Here is a 17,483-nt window from a genome sequence, read left to right as displayed (position 1 = left end):
CCACCAGGATTCCCCCCTACGCGGACGAGCCGTACTTCTCGACGTACGCCCGCGCGGCCTTCAGCTCCTCGGGGCGCAGCGCGTCCCCGGCGGCGAGCACCCGCGGCAGCAGCTCGCGCTCGGTGGTCACCGCGCGGAACACGAAGGCGACGGTCACCTCGTGGTCGGGCCGGTGCACGACCTCGATCGGGTCCCCGGCCCGGATCTCACCGGGCTCGATCACCCGCAGGTACGCGCCGGGCCTGCGGTCCTGCGTGTACCGCTTGACCCAGCCCTTCTCGCCCAGGTGCCCCTGGAAGGTCCGGCACGGGATCCGGCTGGAGGTCACCTCCAGCAGCAGGTCGGGGCCGATCCGCCAGCGCTCGCCGACCTTGGCGCCCGTGATGTCGACGCCCTCGGTGGTGAGGTTCTCCCCGAAGGACCCGCTGGGCAGCGCCCGGCCGAGGGTGGCCTCCCACGCGTCCAGGTCCTCGCGCGCGAACGCGTACACCGCCTGGTCGTTCCCGCCGTGGTGCCGCTTGTCGCACACGGCGTCCCCGGCGAGGCCGCTGCCGCCGGTCCCCTTGGGGCCGGGCGCGGTGACCCGCACGGGCCCGTCGACCGGCTGCTTGTCGATGCCGGTCACGCCCTCGGGCTGATCGGTGTACTCGACGGTCTCGGGCCGGCCCAGGTTCAGCGACAGAAGTCTCATGACACCGACGTTACGAGACCCGTGACCAAAGTCGCCATGCATTAATCGGCGCGATCTCCAAGCTCCGCTTATGCTTGGGGCATGATCGAGGCCCGTCATCTCCGTGTCCTGCGCGCCGTGGCCGCCACCGGGTCCTTCTCGGCGGCCGCCCGCGAGCTGGGCTGCACCCAGCCCGCGGTCAGCCAGCAGATGAAGGCCCTGGAGACCTCGGCGGGCACCCCGCTCCTCATCCGCACCGGCCGCGAGATGCGCCTGACCCAGGCCGGCGAGGCCCTCGTCCGGCACGCGGCGGGCATCCTCGCCGGGCTCACCGCCGCCGAGGAGGAGGTCGCCGCGATCGCGGGCCTGCGCGCCGGCCGCGTCCGCCTCGTCTCGTTCCCCAGCGGCAGTTCGACGCTGGTCCCGACGGCCCTGGCCGCCCTGCGTGCCGAACACCCGGGCACCCGGGTGTCCCTGGTGGAGGCGGAGCCCCCGCGCTCGGTGGAGATGCTGCGCGAGGGCGACTGCGACGTGGCCCTCGCCTTCCGGTACGAAGGCGCGCACGCGGCGCAGGAGTGGGACGACCTCGTCGTCCGTCCCCTGCTCGCCGACCGGCTCGTGGGCCTGGTCCCCGAAGGGCACCGGCTCGCGGAGGCGGGCTCGGTGACCATCGACGCGTTCGCCGACGACCCCTGGATCGCGGGGTGTCCGCGCTGCCGCCGCCAGCTGGTCGAGGTGTGCCGGGGCGCCGGGTTCGCGCCGCGCATCGACTTCGCCACGGACGACTATCCGGCGGTGGTCGGCCTGGTCGGCGCGGGGCTCGGTGTTGCCGTGCTGCCCGAACTGGCCATCGAGTCCGTTCGCCCCAAGGGTGCACGGACAGTAACCGTTGAACCGGCCGTGCAGCGCGAGATCGTCGCGCTGACACTGCCCGATCTGGCCCAGGTGCCGGCGGTCGCCGCGACCCTCGACCATCTGGCGAAGGCCGCCACGCGCTGAGCACGGGCGCGGGCCCGCCCGAGTGCGCCCGCGGCCACCGCGTCAGCAGAAACGTTCCTTCAATTGCGTGCGGCGGCAGCCGTGGCCGCTGCGCCCCCCGCTGTCGACGCCGTGACGAGCCGGTTGCGGGCCCGTCCCATCAGCTCTTCGCGCTCGTCCTCGGTGAGCCCTCCCCACACGCCGTACGGCTCGCGCACTTGTAGGGCGTGAGCAGCGCACTCCGCGCGCACCGGGCACCTCATGCAGACCTCTTTGGCCGAGTTCTCGCGGGCGCTGCGCGCCGCTCCTCGCTCGCCCTCCGGGTGGAAGAAGAGCGAGCTGTCGACCCCGCGGCAGGCCGCGAGGAGCTGCCAGTCCCAGAGATCTGCGTTCGGTCCGGGAAGGCGGGAGAAATCTGCCATTGCGTTGTCCCCTTGTAGCCGTTGTGACGCGGATACGGTGCCCATGACCGTACATCTACTGTCTAAGGAGATGAAAATATGACTCATTGAGAATCTAGCTACAGACACCAGCAAAAGGGAAGAAAAGCCGCTAAATGGGGCATAGCTTGTGATGAATCCTTGAGGGTCCGTTGCGCCATCTCGGCTGTGTGCGGCCCCTCACGTAGAGTGCCGAACTAGGCCGTCCGACCCGTAACTCTTTCGAGTGACCGTCGTTGAGAGTGCGGAGGCGGTTGAAACAACAAGCGCTCGGGCATCTGTCCGAGAGCGTCGACCGCACAGGTGACGATTCGTACCAGCCTGGAGGCCCAAGGTGACGCGCATCAGCTGCGGAGGACGGTCATGACATCCGTCCTCGTCTGCGACGACTCCCCGCTTGCCCGAGAGGCGCTCCGCCGCGCGGTCGCGACCGTGCCCGGCGTCGAGCGCGTGACGACCGCGGCCAACGGCGAGGAAGTCCTCCGCCGCTGGGGCGCCGATCGCTCGGACCTGATTCTGATGGACGTACGCATGCCCGGTCTGGGCGGCGTCGAGACCGTTCGGCGGCTGCTGTCCGCCGACCCCGGTGCGCGCATCATCATGCTCACCGTGGCCGAGGACCTGGACGGGGTCGCGCTCGCGGTCGCCGCCGGCGCCCGCGGATACCTGCACAAGGACGCCTCGCGCGCCGAGCTGCGGGCCACCGTGACGCAGGCGCTCGCCGACCCGACCTGGCGGCTCGCCCCGCGCAGACTGCGCTCGGCCGAGATGGGTGCCGCGCCCACCCTCACCGCGCGGGAGATCCAGGTGCTCGAGGGCATGAGCCACGGCCGGTCCAACGCCGAGATCGGGCGCGAGCTGTTCCTCTCCGAGGACACGGTCAAGACGCACGCACGACGTCTGTTCAAGAAGCTCGGCGCCTCGGACCGTGCGCACGCCGTGGCGCTCGGCTTCCGCTGGGGCCTGGTGCGCTAGGACCCGGTGCGCCAGCGCGGGGGAACCCTGAACCCCGTCCGTCACTGGACGGACGGGGCTGCTAGGGGCACCGATCCAGCCCGCCGCGCCGCGGCTTTTCGACGCTTCGCGAGTGATGCCGCATCCTTGAGGTGTGGAGTTCCTCGGGGACGACGAGTCGGGCGAGCAGGGTCAGCGAGAGGGGAGGGCGCAGGAGATGAGTTCCGGCGCACCTGCTCATAACGCTTCGGTGCACAACCAAGGGCACGGTGCCACGGATCAGGTGTCGGCAAGGCACCATGGACCGATGCGCGACGACGAGGCAGTGACCCCGCAAGGGGTCATCGGTACGCTCGTCGGCCGCGCCGTCGACGGTGACGAGCAGGCCACGCACGATCTGCTCGCGCACGTCCATCCCCTGGCCATCCGCTACTGCCGCACGCGGCTGTCCCGGCTTCCGGGTGACGCGCGGCACTTCGTGGAGGACCTGGCCCAGGAAGTCTGTGTCGCGGTGCTGCTCGCGCTGCCGCGCTACAAGGACACCGGGCGGCCCTTCGAGGCGTTCGTCTTCGCCATCGCCGCTCACAAGGTCGCCGATCTGCAGCGCGCGGCCATGCGCGGCCCCGGTTCGACGGCCGTGCCGTCCGACGAGATGCCGGAGCGGCCGGACGATTCCCTCGGGCCCGAGGAGCGGGCGCTGCTGAGCAGTGACGCCGCCTGGGCCAAGAAGCTGCTCGCCAACCTGCCGGAGAACCAGCGGGAGCTGCTGCTCCTGCGGATCGCCGTCGGCCTCACCGCCGAGGAGACCGGGCAGATGTTGGGGATGTCACCCGGAGCCGTGCGCGTCGCGCAGCACCGGGCGCTGAGCCGCCTGCGGGCGCTCGCCGAGCAGTAGCACAGGGGCGGGGCCGGGTACGTGCGAACGTACAAATAAGGCCGATGATCTTGATCGTGGAATGAGACACGTCTTGTTCCCGTTAGCATGGACATCCGCACCGATCAAGGCCATTTGGGGAAGGTGTCATGACTGCAAACGTCGACGGAGTGCCCGAGAAATTCGCGACACTCGGGCTGACCTACGACGACGTGCTGCTGCTGCCGGGCTCGTCGGACATGGCGCCCGACCAGATCGACACCGCCTCGTACGTATCGAAGAACGTGCGGGTCAACATCCCGCTGCTGTCCGCCGCGATGGACAAGGTCACCGAGTCGCGGATGGCGATCGCCATGGCGCGGCAGGGCGGTGTCGGTGTGCTGCACCGCAACCTCTCCATCGCCGACCAGGCCAACCAGGTCGACCTCGTGAAGCGCTCCGAGTCCGGCATGGTGACCGACCCGATCACGGTGCACCCGGACGCGACGCTCGCCGAGGCCGATGCGATTTGCGCCAAGTTCCGTATCTCCGGCGTCCCGGTGACCGACCCGGCGGGCAAGCTGCTGGGCATCGTCACCAACCGCGACATGGCCTTCGAGTCCGACCGCAGCCGTCAGGTGCGCGAGGTCATGACGCCGATGCCGCTGGTGACCGGCAAGGTCGGCATCTCCGGCGTCGACGCCATGGAACTGCTGCGCCGCCACAAGATCGAGAAGCTTCCGCTGGTCGACGACGCCGGTGTGCTCAAGGGGCTCATCACCGTCAAGGACTTCGTGAAGGCGGAGAAGTACCCGAACGCGGCGAAGGACGCCGGGGGCCGGCTGCTCGTCGGTGCCGCGGTCGGCGTGGCCGGTGACTCCTTCGAGCGCGCGCAGGCGCTGGTCGAGGCGGGCGTCGACTTCATCGTCGTCGACACCGCGCACGGGCACTCGCGGCTCGTCGGCGACATGGTCGCCAAGATCAAGTCCAACGCGAGCGGCGTCGACGTCATCGGCGGCAACATCGCGACGCGGGACGGCGCCAAGTCGCTGATCGACGCCGGTGTCGACGGCATCAAGGTCGGTGTCGGACCGGGCTCCATCTGCACCACGCGCGTCGTCGCCGGTATCGGCGTCCCGCAGGTCACCGCCATCTACGAGGCCTCGCTCGCCGCGAAGGAGGCCGGGGTCCCGGTCATCGGCGACGGCGGTCTGCAGTACTCCGGTGACATCGCCAAGGCGCTCGTCGCCGGTGCCGACACGGTGATGCTCGGCTCGCTGCTCGCGGGCTGCGAGGAGTCGCCGGGCGAGCTGCTGTTCATCAACGGCAAGCAGTTCAAGTCGTACCGGGGCATGGGGTCGCTCGGCGCCATGCAGACGCGCGGCGACCGCAAGTCCTTCTCCAAGGACCGGTACTTCCAGGAGGGCGTCGCCTCCGACGATGCGCTGATTCCCGAGGGCATCGAGGGGCAGGTCCCGTACCGGGGCCCGCTGGCCTCCGTGGTGCACCAGCTCACCGGTGGTCTGCGCCAGTCGATGTTCTACGTCGGCGGGCGGACCGTGCCGGAGCTGCAGGAGAACGGCCGCTTCGTGCGCATCACGTCGGCGGGTCTCAAGGAGAGCCACCCGCACGACATCCAGATGACGGTCGAGGCGCCGAACTACAGCCGTAAGTAGTCGCCGGTAGCCGCAGGCCATGCGGTGAGGGGCGGCCCCGGGATTGCCTGGGGCCGCCCCTCACTCGTGTGTCGGGGATACTGGACAGGCAGACCAAGAGGGAAAGGCCCACACAACGTGACTGAGATCGAGATCGGGCGCGGCAAGCGCGGCCGCCGCGCGTACGCCTTCGACGACATCGCCGTCGTGCCGAGTCGGCGCACCCGCGACCCGAAGGAGGTCTCGATCGCCTGGCAGATCGATGCCTATCGGTTCGAGCTGCCGTTCCTGGCCGCTCCCATGGACTCCGTCGTCTCGCCGGCGACCGCGATCCGCATCGGTGAGCTGGGTGGCCTCGGCGTACTGAACCTCGAAGGTCTGTGGACCCGGTACGAGGACCCGCAGCCGCTGCTCGACGAGATCGCCGAGCTGGACGCGGATGTCGCCACGCGGCGTCTGCAGGAGATCTACTCCGCCCCCATCCAGGCCGACCTGATCGGGCAGCGCATCAAGGAGGTGCGCGACTCCGGTGTCGTCACCGCCGCCGCGCTCTCGCCGCAGCGCACCGCCGAGTTCTCCAAGGCCGTGGTGGACGCGGGCGTCGACATCTTCGTGATCCGGGGCACCACCGTGTCCGCCGAGCACGTGTCGGGTGCCGCCGAGCCGCTGAACCTGAAGCAGTTCATCTACGAGCTCGACGTGCCGGTGATCGTCGGCGGCTGCGCCACGTACACCGCCGCGCTGCACCTGATGCGGACCGGCGCCGCCGGTGTGCTCGTCGGGTTCGGCGGCGGCGCCGCCCACACGACGCGGAACGTGCTGGGCATCCAGGTGCCGATGGCCACCGCGGTCGCCGATGTCGCCGCCGCGCGCCGGGACTACATGGACGAGTCCGGCGGCCGGTACGTGCACGTCATCGCCGACGGTGGCGTGGGCTGGTCCGGTGACCTGCCCAAGGCCATCGCGTGCGGTGCCGACGCCGTCATGATGGGCTCGCCGCTGGCCCGCGCCACGGACGCGCCCGGCCGCGGTCACCACTGGGGCATGGAGGCCGTCCACGAGGACGTGCCGCGCGGCAAGAAGGTCGACCTCGGGACCGTGGGCACCACGGAGGAGGTCCTGACCGGACCGTCGCACACGCCCGACGGCTCGATGAACATCTTCGGCGCGCTGAAGCGGGCCATGGCCACGACGGGCTACAGCGAGCTCAAGGAGTTCCAGCGGGTCGAGGTCACGGTGGCCGACTCCCAGCACCGGCGCTGACGCTGTGTCGTAGCAGGAAAGGGGTGGGGCCCCGCCGATCCGGCGGGGCCCCACCCCTTTTCGTGTGCGGCCTCGGTCAGAGGGCCGCCTTCTTCGAGCTGCCGAACGCGGCGACGGCGCCGATGACGAGGAAGAGGTACGTCAGGAAGTCGGCCTCGTGCTTCCAGCCCTCGTTGAGGTCGCCGAAGTGGTCGGTGAGGATGTCGATGAACGAGACGTTCCCGATCTCGGCGATGGCCATCGCGTACCCGGTGAGCTGGCCCAGGTACACCGCGCCGAGCGCCAGCACCGCGCAGACGAACGGCAGGACCTGGTTGCGGCCGCCGATCTTGCCCGCGGCGAAGCCGATGACGGCGCCGACCGCCACGGCCGCGTAGCCGATCTCGTGCTCGGTGGCCTTCATGACGGCGCCGTAGATCCAGGCCGTGACGAGGGCCAGGACCACGGCGGCGACGATGCCGAGGGCGGCGTTCCCGCTGCGGGCCGGCGGCATCGGGGGCGCGAAGCCGCCGGGATGGCCCTGCTGCTGCGGGAACGGGGCGTACGGCTGCTGGCCCTGGGGCGGCTGCTGCTGCGGGTAGCCGTAGCCCGGCTGCGGCGCCGGGGGCTGCTGCTGGGCGTACGGGTTTCCGTCCTGCGGATGTGGCTGCGGCGGCTGGGTCATGCGGTCCCCCTGAAGTGTGAACGCTGGCACGTGTGTGCGCAGAGGGGCCGCACAGTAGCAGTCAGAGCCGGTGGGCCGCGCCCGCCGGAGTCGCTCCTCTGGTGTCCAGGAGGAGCTGGGCCTTCACCGCGAGGCCCTGGAGGTCGTACGTGCGGTGGTGCTGGAGCAGGATCGTCAGGTCGGCGTCGGCCGCGGCCTCGTAGAGGGAGTCGGCGCGCGGGACCGGGCGGTCCAGCACGTTCCAGGACGGGACGTACGGGTCGTGGTAGCTGACCGCGGCGCCCAGTTGCATGAGGCGGGTGGCGATCTCCTGGGCGGGGGCGGCCTGTTGGTCGGCGAGGTCGGGCTTGTACGTGATGCCGAGGAGCAGGACGCGGGCGCCGCGGGCCGACTTGCCGTGCTCGTTGAGGAGCGTGGCCGCGCGCTGGACGACGTACGCCGGCATGTGGTCGTTGACCTGGCGGGCCAGTTCCACCATGCGCAGCGGGCGGGTGGGCAGGTGGGGCGAGGTCAGGTCCTGGGGGAGGGCGTGACCGCCGACGCCGGGGCCCGGGCGGAAGGCCTGGAAGCCGAAGGGCTTGGTCTCGGCGCAGCGGATGACGTCCCAGAGGTCGACGCCGAGGTCGTGGCAGAGGACGGCCATCTCGTTGACCAGGGCGATGTTGACGTGGCGGTAGTTCGTCTCCAGGAGGTGGACCGTCTCCGCCTCCCGGGGGCCGCGGGCGCGGACGACCTTGTCGGTGAGGCGGCTGTAGAAGGTCGCCGCCGACTCGGTGCAGGCGGGGGTGTGGCCGCCGATGACCTTGGGGATCGCCGCGTAGGGCTGGGTGCGGTTGCCGGGGTCGAGGCGGCCGGGGGCGTGGGCCAGGTGGAAGTCGCGGCCCGCGCGCAGGCCCGAGCCCTCTTCGAGGAGGGGGAGCAGGACGGTCTCCGTGGTGCCCGGCGGGACCGGTGACTCGATGATCACCGTGGTGTGCGGGCGCAGGTGGGCGGCCAGGGTGCGGGTCGCCTCGATGACGGGGTGGAGGGACGGGGTGCCGTCCGCCCCGGGCGGGGTGGGCGCGCAGATGACGGCGGTGCGGACGCGGCCCAGTTCGGCGGGGTTCGCGGTGGGGCGGAAGCCGCCGGCGAGCATCCGGCGGACGTCGGCGGCGGTCAGGGCCGCGTCGTCGCCGTCGCCGGGGAGGCGGCCCGCGGCGAGGTCCTGGGCGCGGGCCGGGTCGTGGCCGACGGTCGCGATCCTTGCGGCGACGGCGGCCTGGGCGAGCGGCAGGCCGAGGTGGCCGAGGCCGACGACGGCGAGGTCTGCGGGCATGGCGTTTGCCGTCCTTCCCGGAGGCGAACCCGGCTTCTAGCCGGGGCGGGACGAGTGTGCAAGCCCTGTGGACAGGACGGGCGAGCGCAATGTCAGACTAGGAGTAAATATGACCGATATGCGGCATTGCGCCGCCTTGGGTTAGGGAGTGTTGCCGGGGCGGCTTCGTGGTGGCCGGAATCGGGCGGGAGGGCCAGAATCGGGAACATGCCGCATTCGGTGCCCCTGCTTGCGTCCCGCGAGCCCGGGTACACCTGCCGGTGAGGCCGGCGCCGACGACAGCGGGAGGCAGCAGTGAAGGCAGCGACACTGGGACCCGAGCAGCGCGCGGAGGCGCTCGCGGCCATGGCCGAGGGCGAGCTGGACATTCTTGTCGTGGGCGCCGGGGTGGTCGGTGCGGGAACCGCGCTGGACGCGGTGACCCGGGGCCTGTCCACCGGGATCGTCGAGGCGCGGGACTGGGCCTCGGGCACGTCGAGCCGGTCCAGCAAGCTGATCCACGGCGGGCTGCGGTATCTGGAGATGCTGGACTTCGCGCTCGTACGGGAGGCGCTGAAGGAGCGGGGCCTGCTGATCGAGCGGCTCGCACCGCACCTCGTGAAGCCCGTGCCCTTCCTGTACCCCTTGCAGCACAAGGGGTGGGAGCGGCTGTACGCGGGATCGGGTGTCGCCCTCTACGACGCCATGTCGATGGCCCGCGGACACGGGCGCGGGCTGCCGATGCACCGGCATCTGTCGCGGCGCCACGCGCTGCGGGTCGCGCCCTGCCTGAAGAAGGACGCGCTGGTCGGCGCCCTGCAGTACTACGACGCGCAGATGGACGACGCGCGGTACGTGGCGACCCTGGTGCGGACCGCCGCCATGTACGGCGCGAAGGCCGCCAACCGGGCGCGGGTCACCGGCTTCCTCCGCGAGGGCGAGCGGGTCGTCGGCGCGCGGGTGCAGGACGTGGAGGGCGGCGGCGAGTACGAGATCCGCGCCAAGCAGGTCGTCAACGCGACCGGGGTGTGGACCGACGACACGCAGGCCATGGTGGGCGAGCGCGGCCAGTTCCACGTGCGCGCCTCCAAGGGCATCCACCTCGTCGTGCCGAAGGACCGGATCAACTCCACCACCGGGCTCATCCTGCGGACCGAGAAGAGCGTGCTGTTCGTGATCCCGTGGGGCCGGCACTGGATCGTGGGGACCACGGACACCGAGTGGGACCTCGACAAGGCCCATCCGGCGGCGTCCAGCGCCGACATCGACTACCTGCTGGAGCATGTGAACTCCGTGCTCGGCGTGCCGCTCTCGCGGGACGACGTGCAGGGCGTCTACGCCGGTCTGCGGCCGCTGCTCGCCGGGGAGTCCGACGCCACCAGCAAGCTGTCGCGGGAGCACACCGTCGCGCACCCCGTGCCGGGGCTCGTCGTGGTCGCCGGCGGCAAGTACACGACGTACCGGGTCATGGCGAAGGACGCCGTGGACGAGGCGGTGCACGCGCTCGACCAGCGGGTCGCCGAGTGCGTGACCGAGGACGTGCCGCTGGTGGGCGCCGAGGGGTACCGGGCGCTGTGGAACGCGCGGGCCAGGATCGCCGCGCGCACCGGGCTGCATGTGGTGCGGGTGGAGCACCTGCTCAACCGGTACGGGGCGCTGGCCCAGGAAGTGCTGGAGCTGATCACCGCGGATCCCGGTCTCGGGGCGCCGCTGGGCGGAGCCGAGGACTATCTGCGGGCCGAGGTCGTGTACGCGGCGTCGCACGAAGGGGCGCGGCATCTCGACGACGTGCTGACCCGGCGGACCCGGATCTCCATCGAGACCTTCGACCGGGGGACGCGGTCCGCCCGGGAGGCCGCCGAACTGATGGCTCCGGTGCTCGGCTGGGACAAGGACCAGGTGGAGCGCGAGGTCGAGCACTACGAGAAGCGGGTCGAGGCGGAGCGGGAGTCGCAGTTGCAGCCCGACGACCTCACGGCCGACGCGGCCCGGCTGGGGGCGCCGGACATCGCGCCGCTGTAGGCGGTCCGCCGTTCGCGTGGCGCACAACTCGGCTCCCGGCACACGGTGTTCGGGAGCCGGGGCGCCCGCCGCGTCCGGGCTGCCGTGCGCGGGGGCGGGGTCGAGGCGCTGTTCCGTTGTCAGTTGGGGGATCGCCAGTGGTCAGCAGGGCTTCCCCCGGGCCTTGCCCTTGGTGACGAGCAGCGGAAGAGTGACCTTCACAGAAGGATCAACGGGTGGCGTGCTGCCCGGATCCAGGCAGAGCAGAGCCACGGCCGGAGGAATGGCCGGGAGTGTCCGGAGTACGGGCATGACGGTCCCTTCGGGACGTTCTCGGCAAGGGTGCCGGAGGACCGACCCTGGGCGTAGGGCGGTCGTCGCGTGAGGGACAATGAAGGCTCTGTCAGGGCGGGTTGCAGAGGGGACGCATGTCGGAGTCGGAGCGGGCGGGCGAGGCCCGTCAGGACAAGAGCGCTCGTCAGGACTCGTCCTTGCAGGACGCACAGGACGTTCACGACGGCCCGGACGAGGCGTCGTCCACCGGTGGCAAGTCCGCTTCCGGCCAGGATGCGACCGGCCGGCTGCTCGCCGGGCGGTACCGCCTCGGCGACGTGCTCGGCCGCGGCGGCATGGGCACCGTGTGGCGGGCCAAGGACGAGACCCTCGGACGCACGGTCGCGGTCAAGGAGCTGCGCTTCCCGTCGAGCATCGACGAGGAGGAGAAGCGACGCCTCATCACGCGCACGCTGCGTGAGGCGAAGGCGATCGCCCGGATCCGCAACAACGGCGCCGTCACCGTCTTCGACGTCGTCGACGAGGACGACCGGCCGTGGATCGTCATGGAGCTCGTCGAGGGCAAGTCGCTCGCCGAGGCCATCCGCGAGGACGGGCTCCTCGAACCGCGGCGCGCCGCCGAGGTCGGGCTCGCCGTCCTCGACGTGCTGCGCTCGGCCCACCGGGAAGGCATCCTGCACCGCGACGTGAAGCCGTCCAACGTGCTGATCGCCGAGGACGGGCGGGTCGTGCTGACCGACTTCGGCATCGCCCAGGTGGAGGGCGACCCCTCGATCACCTCCACCGGCATGCTCGTCGGCGCGCCCTCCTACATCTCGCCCGAGCGCGCTCGCGGGCACAAGCCCGGTCCCGCCGCCGACATGTGGTCGCTGGGCGGTCTGCTGTACGCCGCCGTCGAGGGCGTGCCCCCGTACGACAAGGGGTCGGCGATCGCCACGCTGACCGCGGTGATGACCGAGCCGGTCGATCCGCCCAAGAACGCCGGGGCGCTGGAGCAGGTCATCTACGGACTGCTCGCCAAGGACCCCGCGCAGCGGCTCGACGACGCGGGCGCCCGGGCGCTGCTGAACGACGTCATCCACGCGCCCGCGCCCAAGGCGGTCGCCGAGCCGGAGCCGGTCGAGGCCACCAAGGTCGTGCCGCTGCCGCCCGCGCCGCCCCTCGACAAGCCCGCGGGCAAGGCCGGTTCGTCCGTCGCCGCCCGGAGCGAGGAGGCCGCGGAGAAGCTGCGCGGCGCCCTCAAGTCGGTGCGCAAGGCGGCGGCCGCCGCCACGGCCGCCCGGGAGAAGCCCGCCGGGTCCGCCGCCTCCGCCTCGGCGCCGGTGGCGTCCGGCCGGATCCCGGCGCAGCCCGGGGGACCGCCGCGCACCCCGGCCGGCAAGGCGTCGATCACCGATGTCGTGCCGCGCCGCACCCTCGCGATCATCGCGGCCGTCGTCGCGCTCGTCGTCATCGGTGTCGTCCTGGCCGTCTCCCTCAACGGCGGTGACGGCAACGGCGGCGGCGCCAAGAACGGCGGCGACAAGGCTTCGTCCGCCGGGTCCACCGGGTCCGGCGGCAAGGACACGGGCAAGGGCGGGGAAGAGGCCCAGGGGCAGGAGCAGGGCAAGGGGTCCGGCGAGGACGAGCCGGACGAGAACGAGCCCGACGAGAACGAGCCGGACGAGAACGAGGGCGGCTCGTCCGACCCCGGCCAGGGCGCCTCGCCCGGCAGCGACGACTCCGGCTCCGGCGCCGACACCTCGGCCACCCCGTACAAGCACTCCCAGGGCTTCTCGATCGATCTGCCCAAGGGGTGGAAGTACGGCTCCACCAGCGCCGCCGGGGCGCGCTTCACCGGCCCCGACGGACAGAAGCTGCTGGTCGGCTGGACCAGCACGCCGAAGTCCGACCCGGTCGCGGACTGGCGCAGCCAGGAGAACTACATGCGCCGCTCCCAGTACGACCGCATACGCATAGCCGCGGTGGACTACCGCGGCTGGAACACGGCCGACTGGGAGTTCACCTATGTCGACGGGGGCACCAAGTACCGCTCGATAGACCGGGGGTTCGTGGTGAACGGCTCGCAGGGGTACGCGCTGATGTACACCGCGAAGGACGCCGGCTGGGACGGGGCGAAGCGCAAGGCGACCTGGAAGACGTTCACGGAGTCCTTCAAGCCCAAGAGTTGAAAACCCAAGTCCTCAACTCCGGAGCCGTTCGGCACGTATCGTGAGTGCTTGCGGACCGTACGCAGCCGTATCAGGAGGCGTCGTGACGCGACAGTGCGTACAACTGGGCACAGAACGAACGGATTTGACCGCCGGGTGGAGCAGGGGGTGTCGTCGTGGACGAGTACGCGGGACGGGTGCTCGCCGACCGGTACCGGCTGCCCGTTCCGTCCTCTGACGCGTACGAGTCCGCCGAGTCCGCCGAGACCCGCGCCTTCGACACCTACAGCGGTCAGGAAGTCCTCGTCCGGCAGGTGCCGCTGCCGGAGACCGTCGAGGCCGAGGTGCTCGACGCGGACGGGCTGCCGGAGGGGTTCCGGCCCGGGGCGGCCGCCGCCCGGGGGTCCGCCGAGCCCGCCGTGGCGCGGGCCATAGAGGCCGCCCAGGCCGCCGCGCAGATACCCGACCATCCCCGGCTCGACCAGGTCTTCGACGTGTTCGCCGAGGGCGGGTCGCTGTGGGTCGTGAGCGAGGCCGTCCGGGCGCGGCCGCTGGCCTCGGTGCTGGCCGAGGCGCCGCTGAGCCCGTACCGGGCCGCCGAGGTCGCCTCCGACGTGCTGACCGCGCTCCGGGCGCTGCACGCGCACGGGTGGGTGCACCGGAACATCACCGCCCGGACCGTGCTGGTCTGCGACGACGGGCGGATCGTGCTGACCGGGCTGGCCGCCGGGGCCGCCGAGGAGGCTCTGTGCGGGTACGACCCCCGGCCGCCCCGGTCGCCGGAGGACGAGGACGGGTTCGGGTCGGACACCGGGAGCGCCGCGCCGCAGCCGGCCGCGGCGCCGCCGCCCTCGCAGTCCGCGCCGGTGCCCGCGCCCGCCGCCGCACCGGACCCCGGGGACTACCGGGCCGCTCGGGCCGGGGCGATCGCCGCGTACCGGGCGGGAGCGCGGGCGGCCGCCGCCGGGGGGCGTATCGATGATCCGTACGGGGTGGGGGAGTCCTGGCACGGGGCCGCGCCCCGGCCCGGGCGCTCTGTCGAGGCCGCCGTGGACACCGGGGTGCGGCCGACCCGGTGGAACGAGCTGATCCCCGGCGCCGAGGACTCGGAGCTCCGCCCCAAAAGCGCCGGAGGGGCTGGAGAGGCACCGGCCGGAGCCGAATCCCGGGACGCAGCCGCCGCGGACGGCCGCCAATTGGGCGGGGTCGCCGCCGAGCGGGCCCGGCAGGTGCGGATGACCGTGGTCGGGCCCGTCACCGAGCGGTGGGCGCCCGAGCAGGCCTATCCCGTGCAGGAGAGCTGGCAGTTGGCCGCTCCGGTGGGGCCCGCCACCGATCTGTGGGCCCTGGGGGCCCTGCTCTTCCGGGCCGTGCAGGGGCACGCGCCCTACCCGGAGGAGTCCACGCCGGAGCTCGTGCAGATGGTGTGCGCCGAGCCGCCCGCGTTCGCCGAGGAGTGCGGGCCGCTGCGGCCCGTCGTCGAGTCGCTGCTGCGGCAGGACCCCACCGAGCGGCTCGACTTCGAGGAACTGCGCGGCTGGCTGCGGTCGTTGGTGCGCTCCGCGCCCGAGCCGGAGGCCGGGGCGAACGTGGTGCCCGCGCCCCCGTTCGACGCCGCCCGGCTGCCCGTCGTGCGCCGCCGCGGCGAGCTGGTCCGCAGGCGCCGGGCCGCGGCCGCCGGTCACGCGAGGCACAAGCGGGGCCGCGCCGAGCGGGCGCCGAAGCCGCAGCGAGCGCCCAGGCCGCAGCGGGCGCCCAAGCCGCAGCGGGCACCGAGGGAGCGGCGCGAGCGCGGGCCCAGGTCGCTGGGCCGGTGGCTGGTCGTGCTGGTCCTGGTCGGGCTCGTCGGCGCGGTGGCGTACGCGATGGTGTTCATGCCGAAGGCCGAGCCCGGCGAGGGCGCGCAGGAGAACGCCAACTCGGTGGGCGAGGCGCCCGAGCGCTCCCCGTCCGCGGTGGACGGGAAGGGCGACGGCAGGCCGTCGGCCCCGGACGCCTCGAAGACGCCGGACGGCAAGAGCAGTTCCACCCCGTCCAGCACACAGCCGCAGTCCGATGTCGCCGCAGGGTTCACCCTCCGCAAGGACCCCGAGGGCTTCGAGGTCGCCGTCGCCAAGGGCTGGCAGCGGCAGGGGAAGAACGGCCGGGGGCAGGTCCTCTACACCCACGGGAAGTTCGAGCTGCTGCTCGTCCCCGGGCGGGACTCCACGTCCTCGTACGGCAGTGATCCCATGAAGTACCAGCGGGAGGACGAGCGCGAGCTGCAGCCGTTCCGCGACTCGACCTGGGCGACCTCCAGCGGCATGAAGACCATCGACGTCGGCGGGCGGTCCATGGCCGAGGGGCAGTTCACCTGGCAGGGCTCCGACGGGCGCGAGGTGTACGTGCGGAATCTGGCCATGGTCGTCGGCGGGAAGTACCACGTCGTGCAGGTCCGGGGTCCGGAGGCGGAGCGCGACGAGGTGACGCGGCTGTACGAACAGGCGTCGTCCACCTACCAGTACGGCGGCTGAACCGGGAGGTTTCGGACGCGACGCGCGTCACAGTGCTGTTTCCATGGCACCCCGCCTGTTCCTTGAGTGTCGCCCGCTCCCTAGTGTGGCCCCGTCAAGACCTTTGCGGGGGAACGTGAATCAGATGCAGGGCCAGCTCCTCGCGGGCCGCTACCGGCTCGGTGAATCGATCGGACGCGGCGGCATGGGCCGCGTGTGGCGCGCCCATGACGAAGTGCTGCACCGGGCCGTCGCGGTGAAGGAGTTGACGGCCGCTCAGTGGGTCGCCGAAGCCGATCGTGCGGTGCTGCTCGCCCGAACGCAGACGGAGGCGCGGGCCGCCGCGCGGATCAATCACCCCGCGTGCGTGACCGTGCACGACGTGCTGGAGCACGACGACCGGCCGTGGATCGTCATGGAGCTGGTCGAGGGGCCCTCGCTGGCCGACGCCGTCAAGGAGCACGGCCGTATCGTGCCCGCCGAGGCCGCCCGCATCGGCCTGTGGACGCTGCGGGCGCTGCGCGCCGCGCACAACGCCGGGGTGCTGCACCGCGACGTGAAGCCGGGCAACGTCCTGCTCGCCCGCAACGGGCAGGTCAAGCTGACCGACTTCGGCATCGCGCAGCTGGAGGGCGACTCGACCATCACGCGGACCGGCGAGATCGTCGGGTCCGTCGACTACCTCGCCCCGGAGCGGGTCAGCGGCTCCGAGCCCGGGCCCGCCTCCGACCTGTGGGCGCTCGGCGCCACCCTGTACACGGCCATCGAGGGGATCTCGCCGTTCCGGCGCACCTCGCCGCTGAGCACCATGCAGGCGGTCGTCGAGGACGAGCCCGAACCCCTGGAGCACGCCGGGGCGATGGGGCCGGTCATCAGCGCGCTGCTGCGCAAGGACCCGGCCACCCGGCCCAGCGCCGACGAGGCCGAGATGATGCTCGCCGAGGCCGCGGAGGGCCGGCGGTCCAGCGCGGCGCAGGCGTATGTGCCGACCCAGGTCCACGTACCGACGCCGACGCCCCCGCCGGCCCCGCGCCCGGAGACGGCCACGTCGGTGGCGCCGCCCGCGCAGCCGCCGGTCGTCCTGGGGCCCCGGCGGCGCTGGCCCCGGGTGCTGGGTGTCGTGGTCGCGGCCCTGCTCGTCGGGGGCGGCGGCGCGGCCGGGGCGATGTACTACGTCGACCACCGGGACGCCGGCAGCGGCGACTCGGCGCAGCAGAACACCGGGGGCCAGCAGGGCTCCGACGGGAAGCAGGGGTCCGGGTCCGGGGGTAAGTCCGGCGCCATTCCCGACAACTGGGTGCCGTACGACGACGTCGAGGGCTTCAGCCTGAAGCTGCCGCCCGGATGGAAGCGGCAGCAGGACGGCTCGCAGATCGACTACACGCCCGACGGCGGCCAGCGGTTCGTCCGCATCGCCATCGACCAGGGCTCCGAGTGGCCGGACTCCTACCAGCACCAGCTGGAGCTGGAGCAGGGGCTGCAGCCCAAGCTGCCGCACTACAAGCGGGTGGCGTTGCAGTCGAACATGTTCCGGGGCCGGCCGGGGTCGCTGTGGGAGTTCACCTGGACCGCCGGGACGCAGGACGCGACGTCCGGTCCGCGGCACGCCATCGAGCAGACCTACCGGGCCGCCGACGGGAGGGAGTACGCGATCTATCTGTCCGTGCCGGCCGCGGACTGGGACGGCGCGCGGGAACAGTTCGACGCGATTCTGCGGGGCTGGCAGCCCGCTTAAGGCCTGAAAGAGCTGACCGGAACCGGAGGACTGCCGCCCG

Annotated in this window: 13 protein-coding genes; 9 read left to right on the top strand and 4 right to left on the bottom strand. The window is 72.2% G+C overall.

The genetic code is table 11. The annotated features are described in order from the left end of the window. Positions 1–16: 16 nt before the first annotated feature. Positions 17–691, bottom strand: coding sequence for an MOSC domain-containing protein (locus tag ACVHNB_RS36520; RefSeq protein ID WP_428954277.1), 675 nt, complete (start codon positions 689–691; stop codon positions 17–19). An 81-nt stretch (positions 692–772) separates the two neighbouring features. Between ACVHNB_RS36520 and ACVHNB_RS36515 the strand changes: the two genes are divergently transcribed. Then, positions 773–1,669 carry a LysR family transcriptional regulator gene (locus tag ACVHNB_RS36515; protein ID WP_428954278.1) on the top strand — a complete coding sequence of 299 codons (897 nt, stop codon included), beginning with the start codon at positions 773–775 and terminating at the stop codon, positions 1,667–1,669. Between the two features lie 59 nt (positions 1,670–1,728). Here the strand turns inward: ACVHNB_RS36515 and ACVHNB_RS36510 are convergent, their stop codons facing one another. After that, positions 1,729–2,070, bottom strand: a complete 342-nt coding sequence (locus ACVHNB_RS36510; protein ID WP_428954279.1) for a WhiB family transcriptional regulator — start codon at positions 2,068–2,070, stop codon at positions 1,729–1,731. Between the two features lie 381 nt (positions 2,071–2,451). Between ACVHNB_RS36510 and ACVHNB_RS36505 the strand changes: the two genes are divergently transcribed. From ACVHNB_RS36505 to ACVHNB_RS36490, 4 genes are all read left to right on the top strand, one after another. Next, a complete protein-coding gene (locus ACVHNB_RS36505) occupies positions 2,452–3,063 on the top strand; it encodes a response regulator transcription factor (RefSeq protein WP_003948568.1) in 612 nt (203 codons plus the stop codon). A gap of 286 nt (positions 3,064–3,349) precedes the next feature. Continuing rightward, the gene (locus tag ACVHNB_RS36500; RefSeq protein WP_428954280.1) at positions 3,350–3,937 is read left to right on the top strand and encodes a sigma-70 family RNA polymerase sigma factor; all 588 of its coding nucleotides are present in this window, start codon (positions 3,350–3,352) and stop codon (positions 3,935–3,937) included. Between the two features lie 128 nt (positions 3,938–4,065). Beyond that, a complete protein-coding gene (gene guaB, locus ACVHNB_RS36495) occupies positions 4,066–5,571 on the top strand; it encodes an IMP dehydrogenase (protein WP_428954281.1) in 1,506 nt (501 codons plus the stop codon). Between the two features lie 117 nt (positions 5,572–5,688). After that, on the top strand, positions 5,689–6,813 hold the full coding sequence (locus ACVHNB_RS36490; RefSeq protein WP_428954282.1) for a GuaB3 family IMP dehydrogenase-related protein: 1,125 nt from the start codon (positions 5,689–5,691) through the stop codon (positions 6,811–6,813). A 76-nt stretch (positions 6,814–6,889) separates the two neighbouring features. Here the strand turns inward: ACVHNB_RS36490 and ACVHNB_RS36485 are convergent, their stop codons facing one another. Further along, on the bottom strand, positions 6,890–7,477 hold the full coding sequence (locus ACVHNB_RS36485; protein ID WP_428954283.1) for a hypothetical protein: 588 nt from the start codon (positions 7,475–7,477) through the stop codon (positions 6,890–6,892). Positions 7,478–7,538: 61 nt separating this feature from the next. Continuing rightward, on the bottom strand, positions 7,539–8,792 hold the full coding sequence (locus ACVHNB_RS36480; protein WP_428954284.1) for a nucleotide sugar dehydrogenase: 1,254 nt from the start codon (positions 8,790–8,792) through the stop codon (positions 7,539–7,541). Between the two features lie 294 nt (positions 8,793–9,086). On the opposite strand from ACVHNB_RS36480, the gene ACVHNB_RS36475 reads away from it, so the two are divergent. The 4 genes from ACVHNB_RS36475 (at position 9,087) to ACVHNB_RS36460 (ending at position 17,443) form a co-directional block, all read left to right on the top strand. Beyond that, positions 9,087–10,793: a glycerol-3-phosphate dehydrogenase/oxidase gene (locus ACVHNB_RS36475; protein WP_428954285.1), complete on the top strand. Its 1,707-nt coding sequence runs from the start codon at positions 9,087–9,089 to the stop codon at positions 10,791–10,793. Between the two features lie 407 nt (positions 10,794–11,200). Then, positions 11,201–13,237 (top strand): serine/threonine-protein kinase, encoded by a 2,037-nt coding sequence (locus ACVHNB_RS36470; RefSeq protein WP_456226821.1) that lies wholly within the window; start codon positions 11,201–11,203, stop codon positions 13,235–13,237. 155 nt (positions 13,238–13,392) lie between these two features. Beyond that, positions 13,393–15,729 carry a protein kinase gene (locus tag ACVHNB_RS36465; RefSeq protein ID WP_456226820.1) on the top strand — a complete coding sequence of 779 codons (2,337 nt, stop codon included), beginning with the start codon at positions 13,393–13,395 and terminating at the stop codon, positions 15,727–15,729. 124 nt (positions 15,730–15,853) lie between these two features. Continuing rightward, positions 15,854–17,443, top strand: a complete 1,590-nt coding sequence (locus tag ACVHNB_RS36460; RefSeq protein ID WP_456226819.1) for a protein kinase domain-containing protein — start codon at positions 15,854–15,856, stop codon at positions 17,441–17,443. Positions 17,444–17,483 lie beyond the last annotated feature (40 nt).

The organism is Streptomyces sp. YJ-C3 (assembly GCF_053891275.1).
The sequence above is the reverse complement of the archived record's forward strand: the minus strand, read 5'-3'. Positions and strand labels throughout refer to the sequence as shown.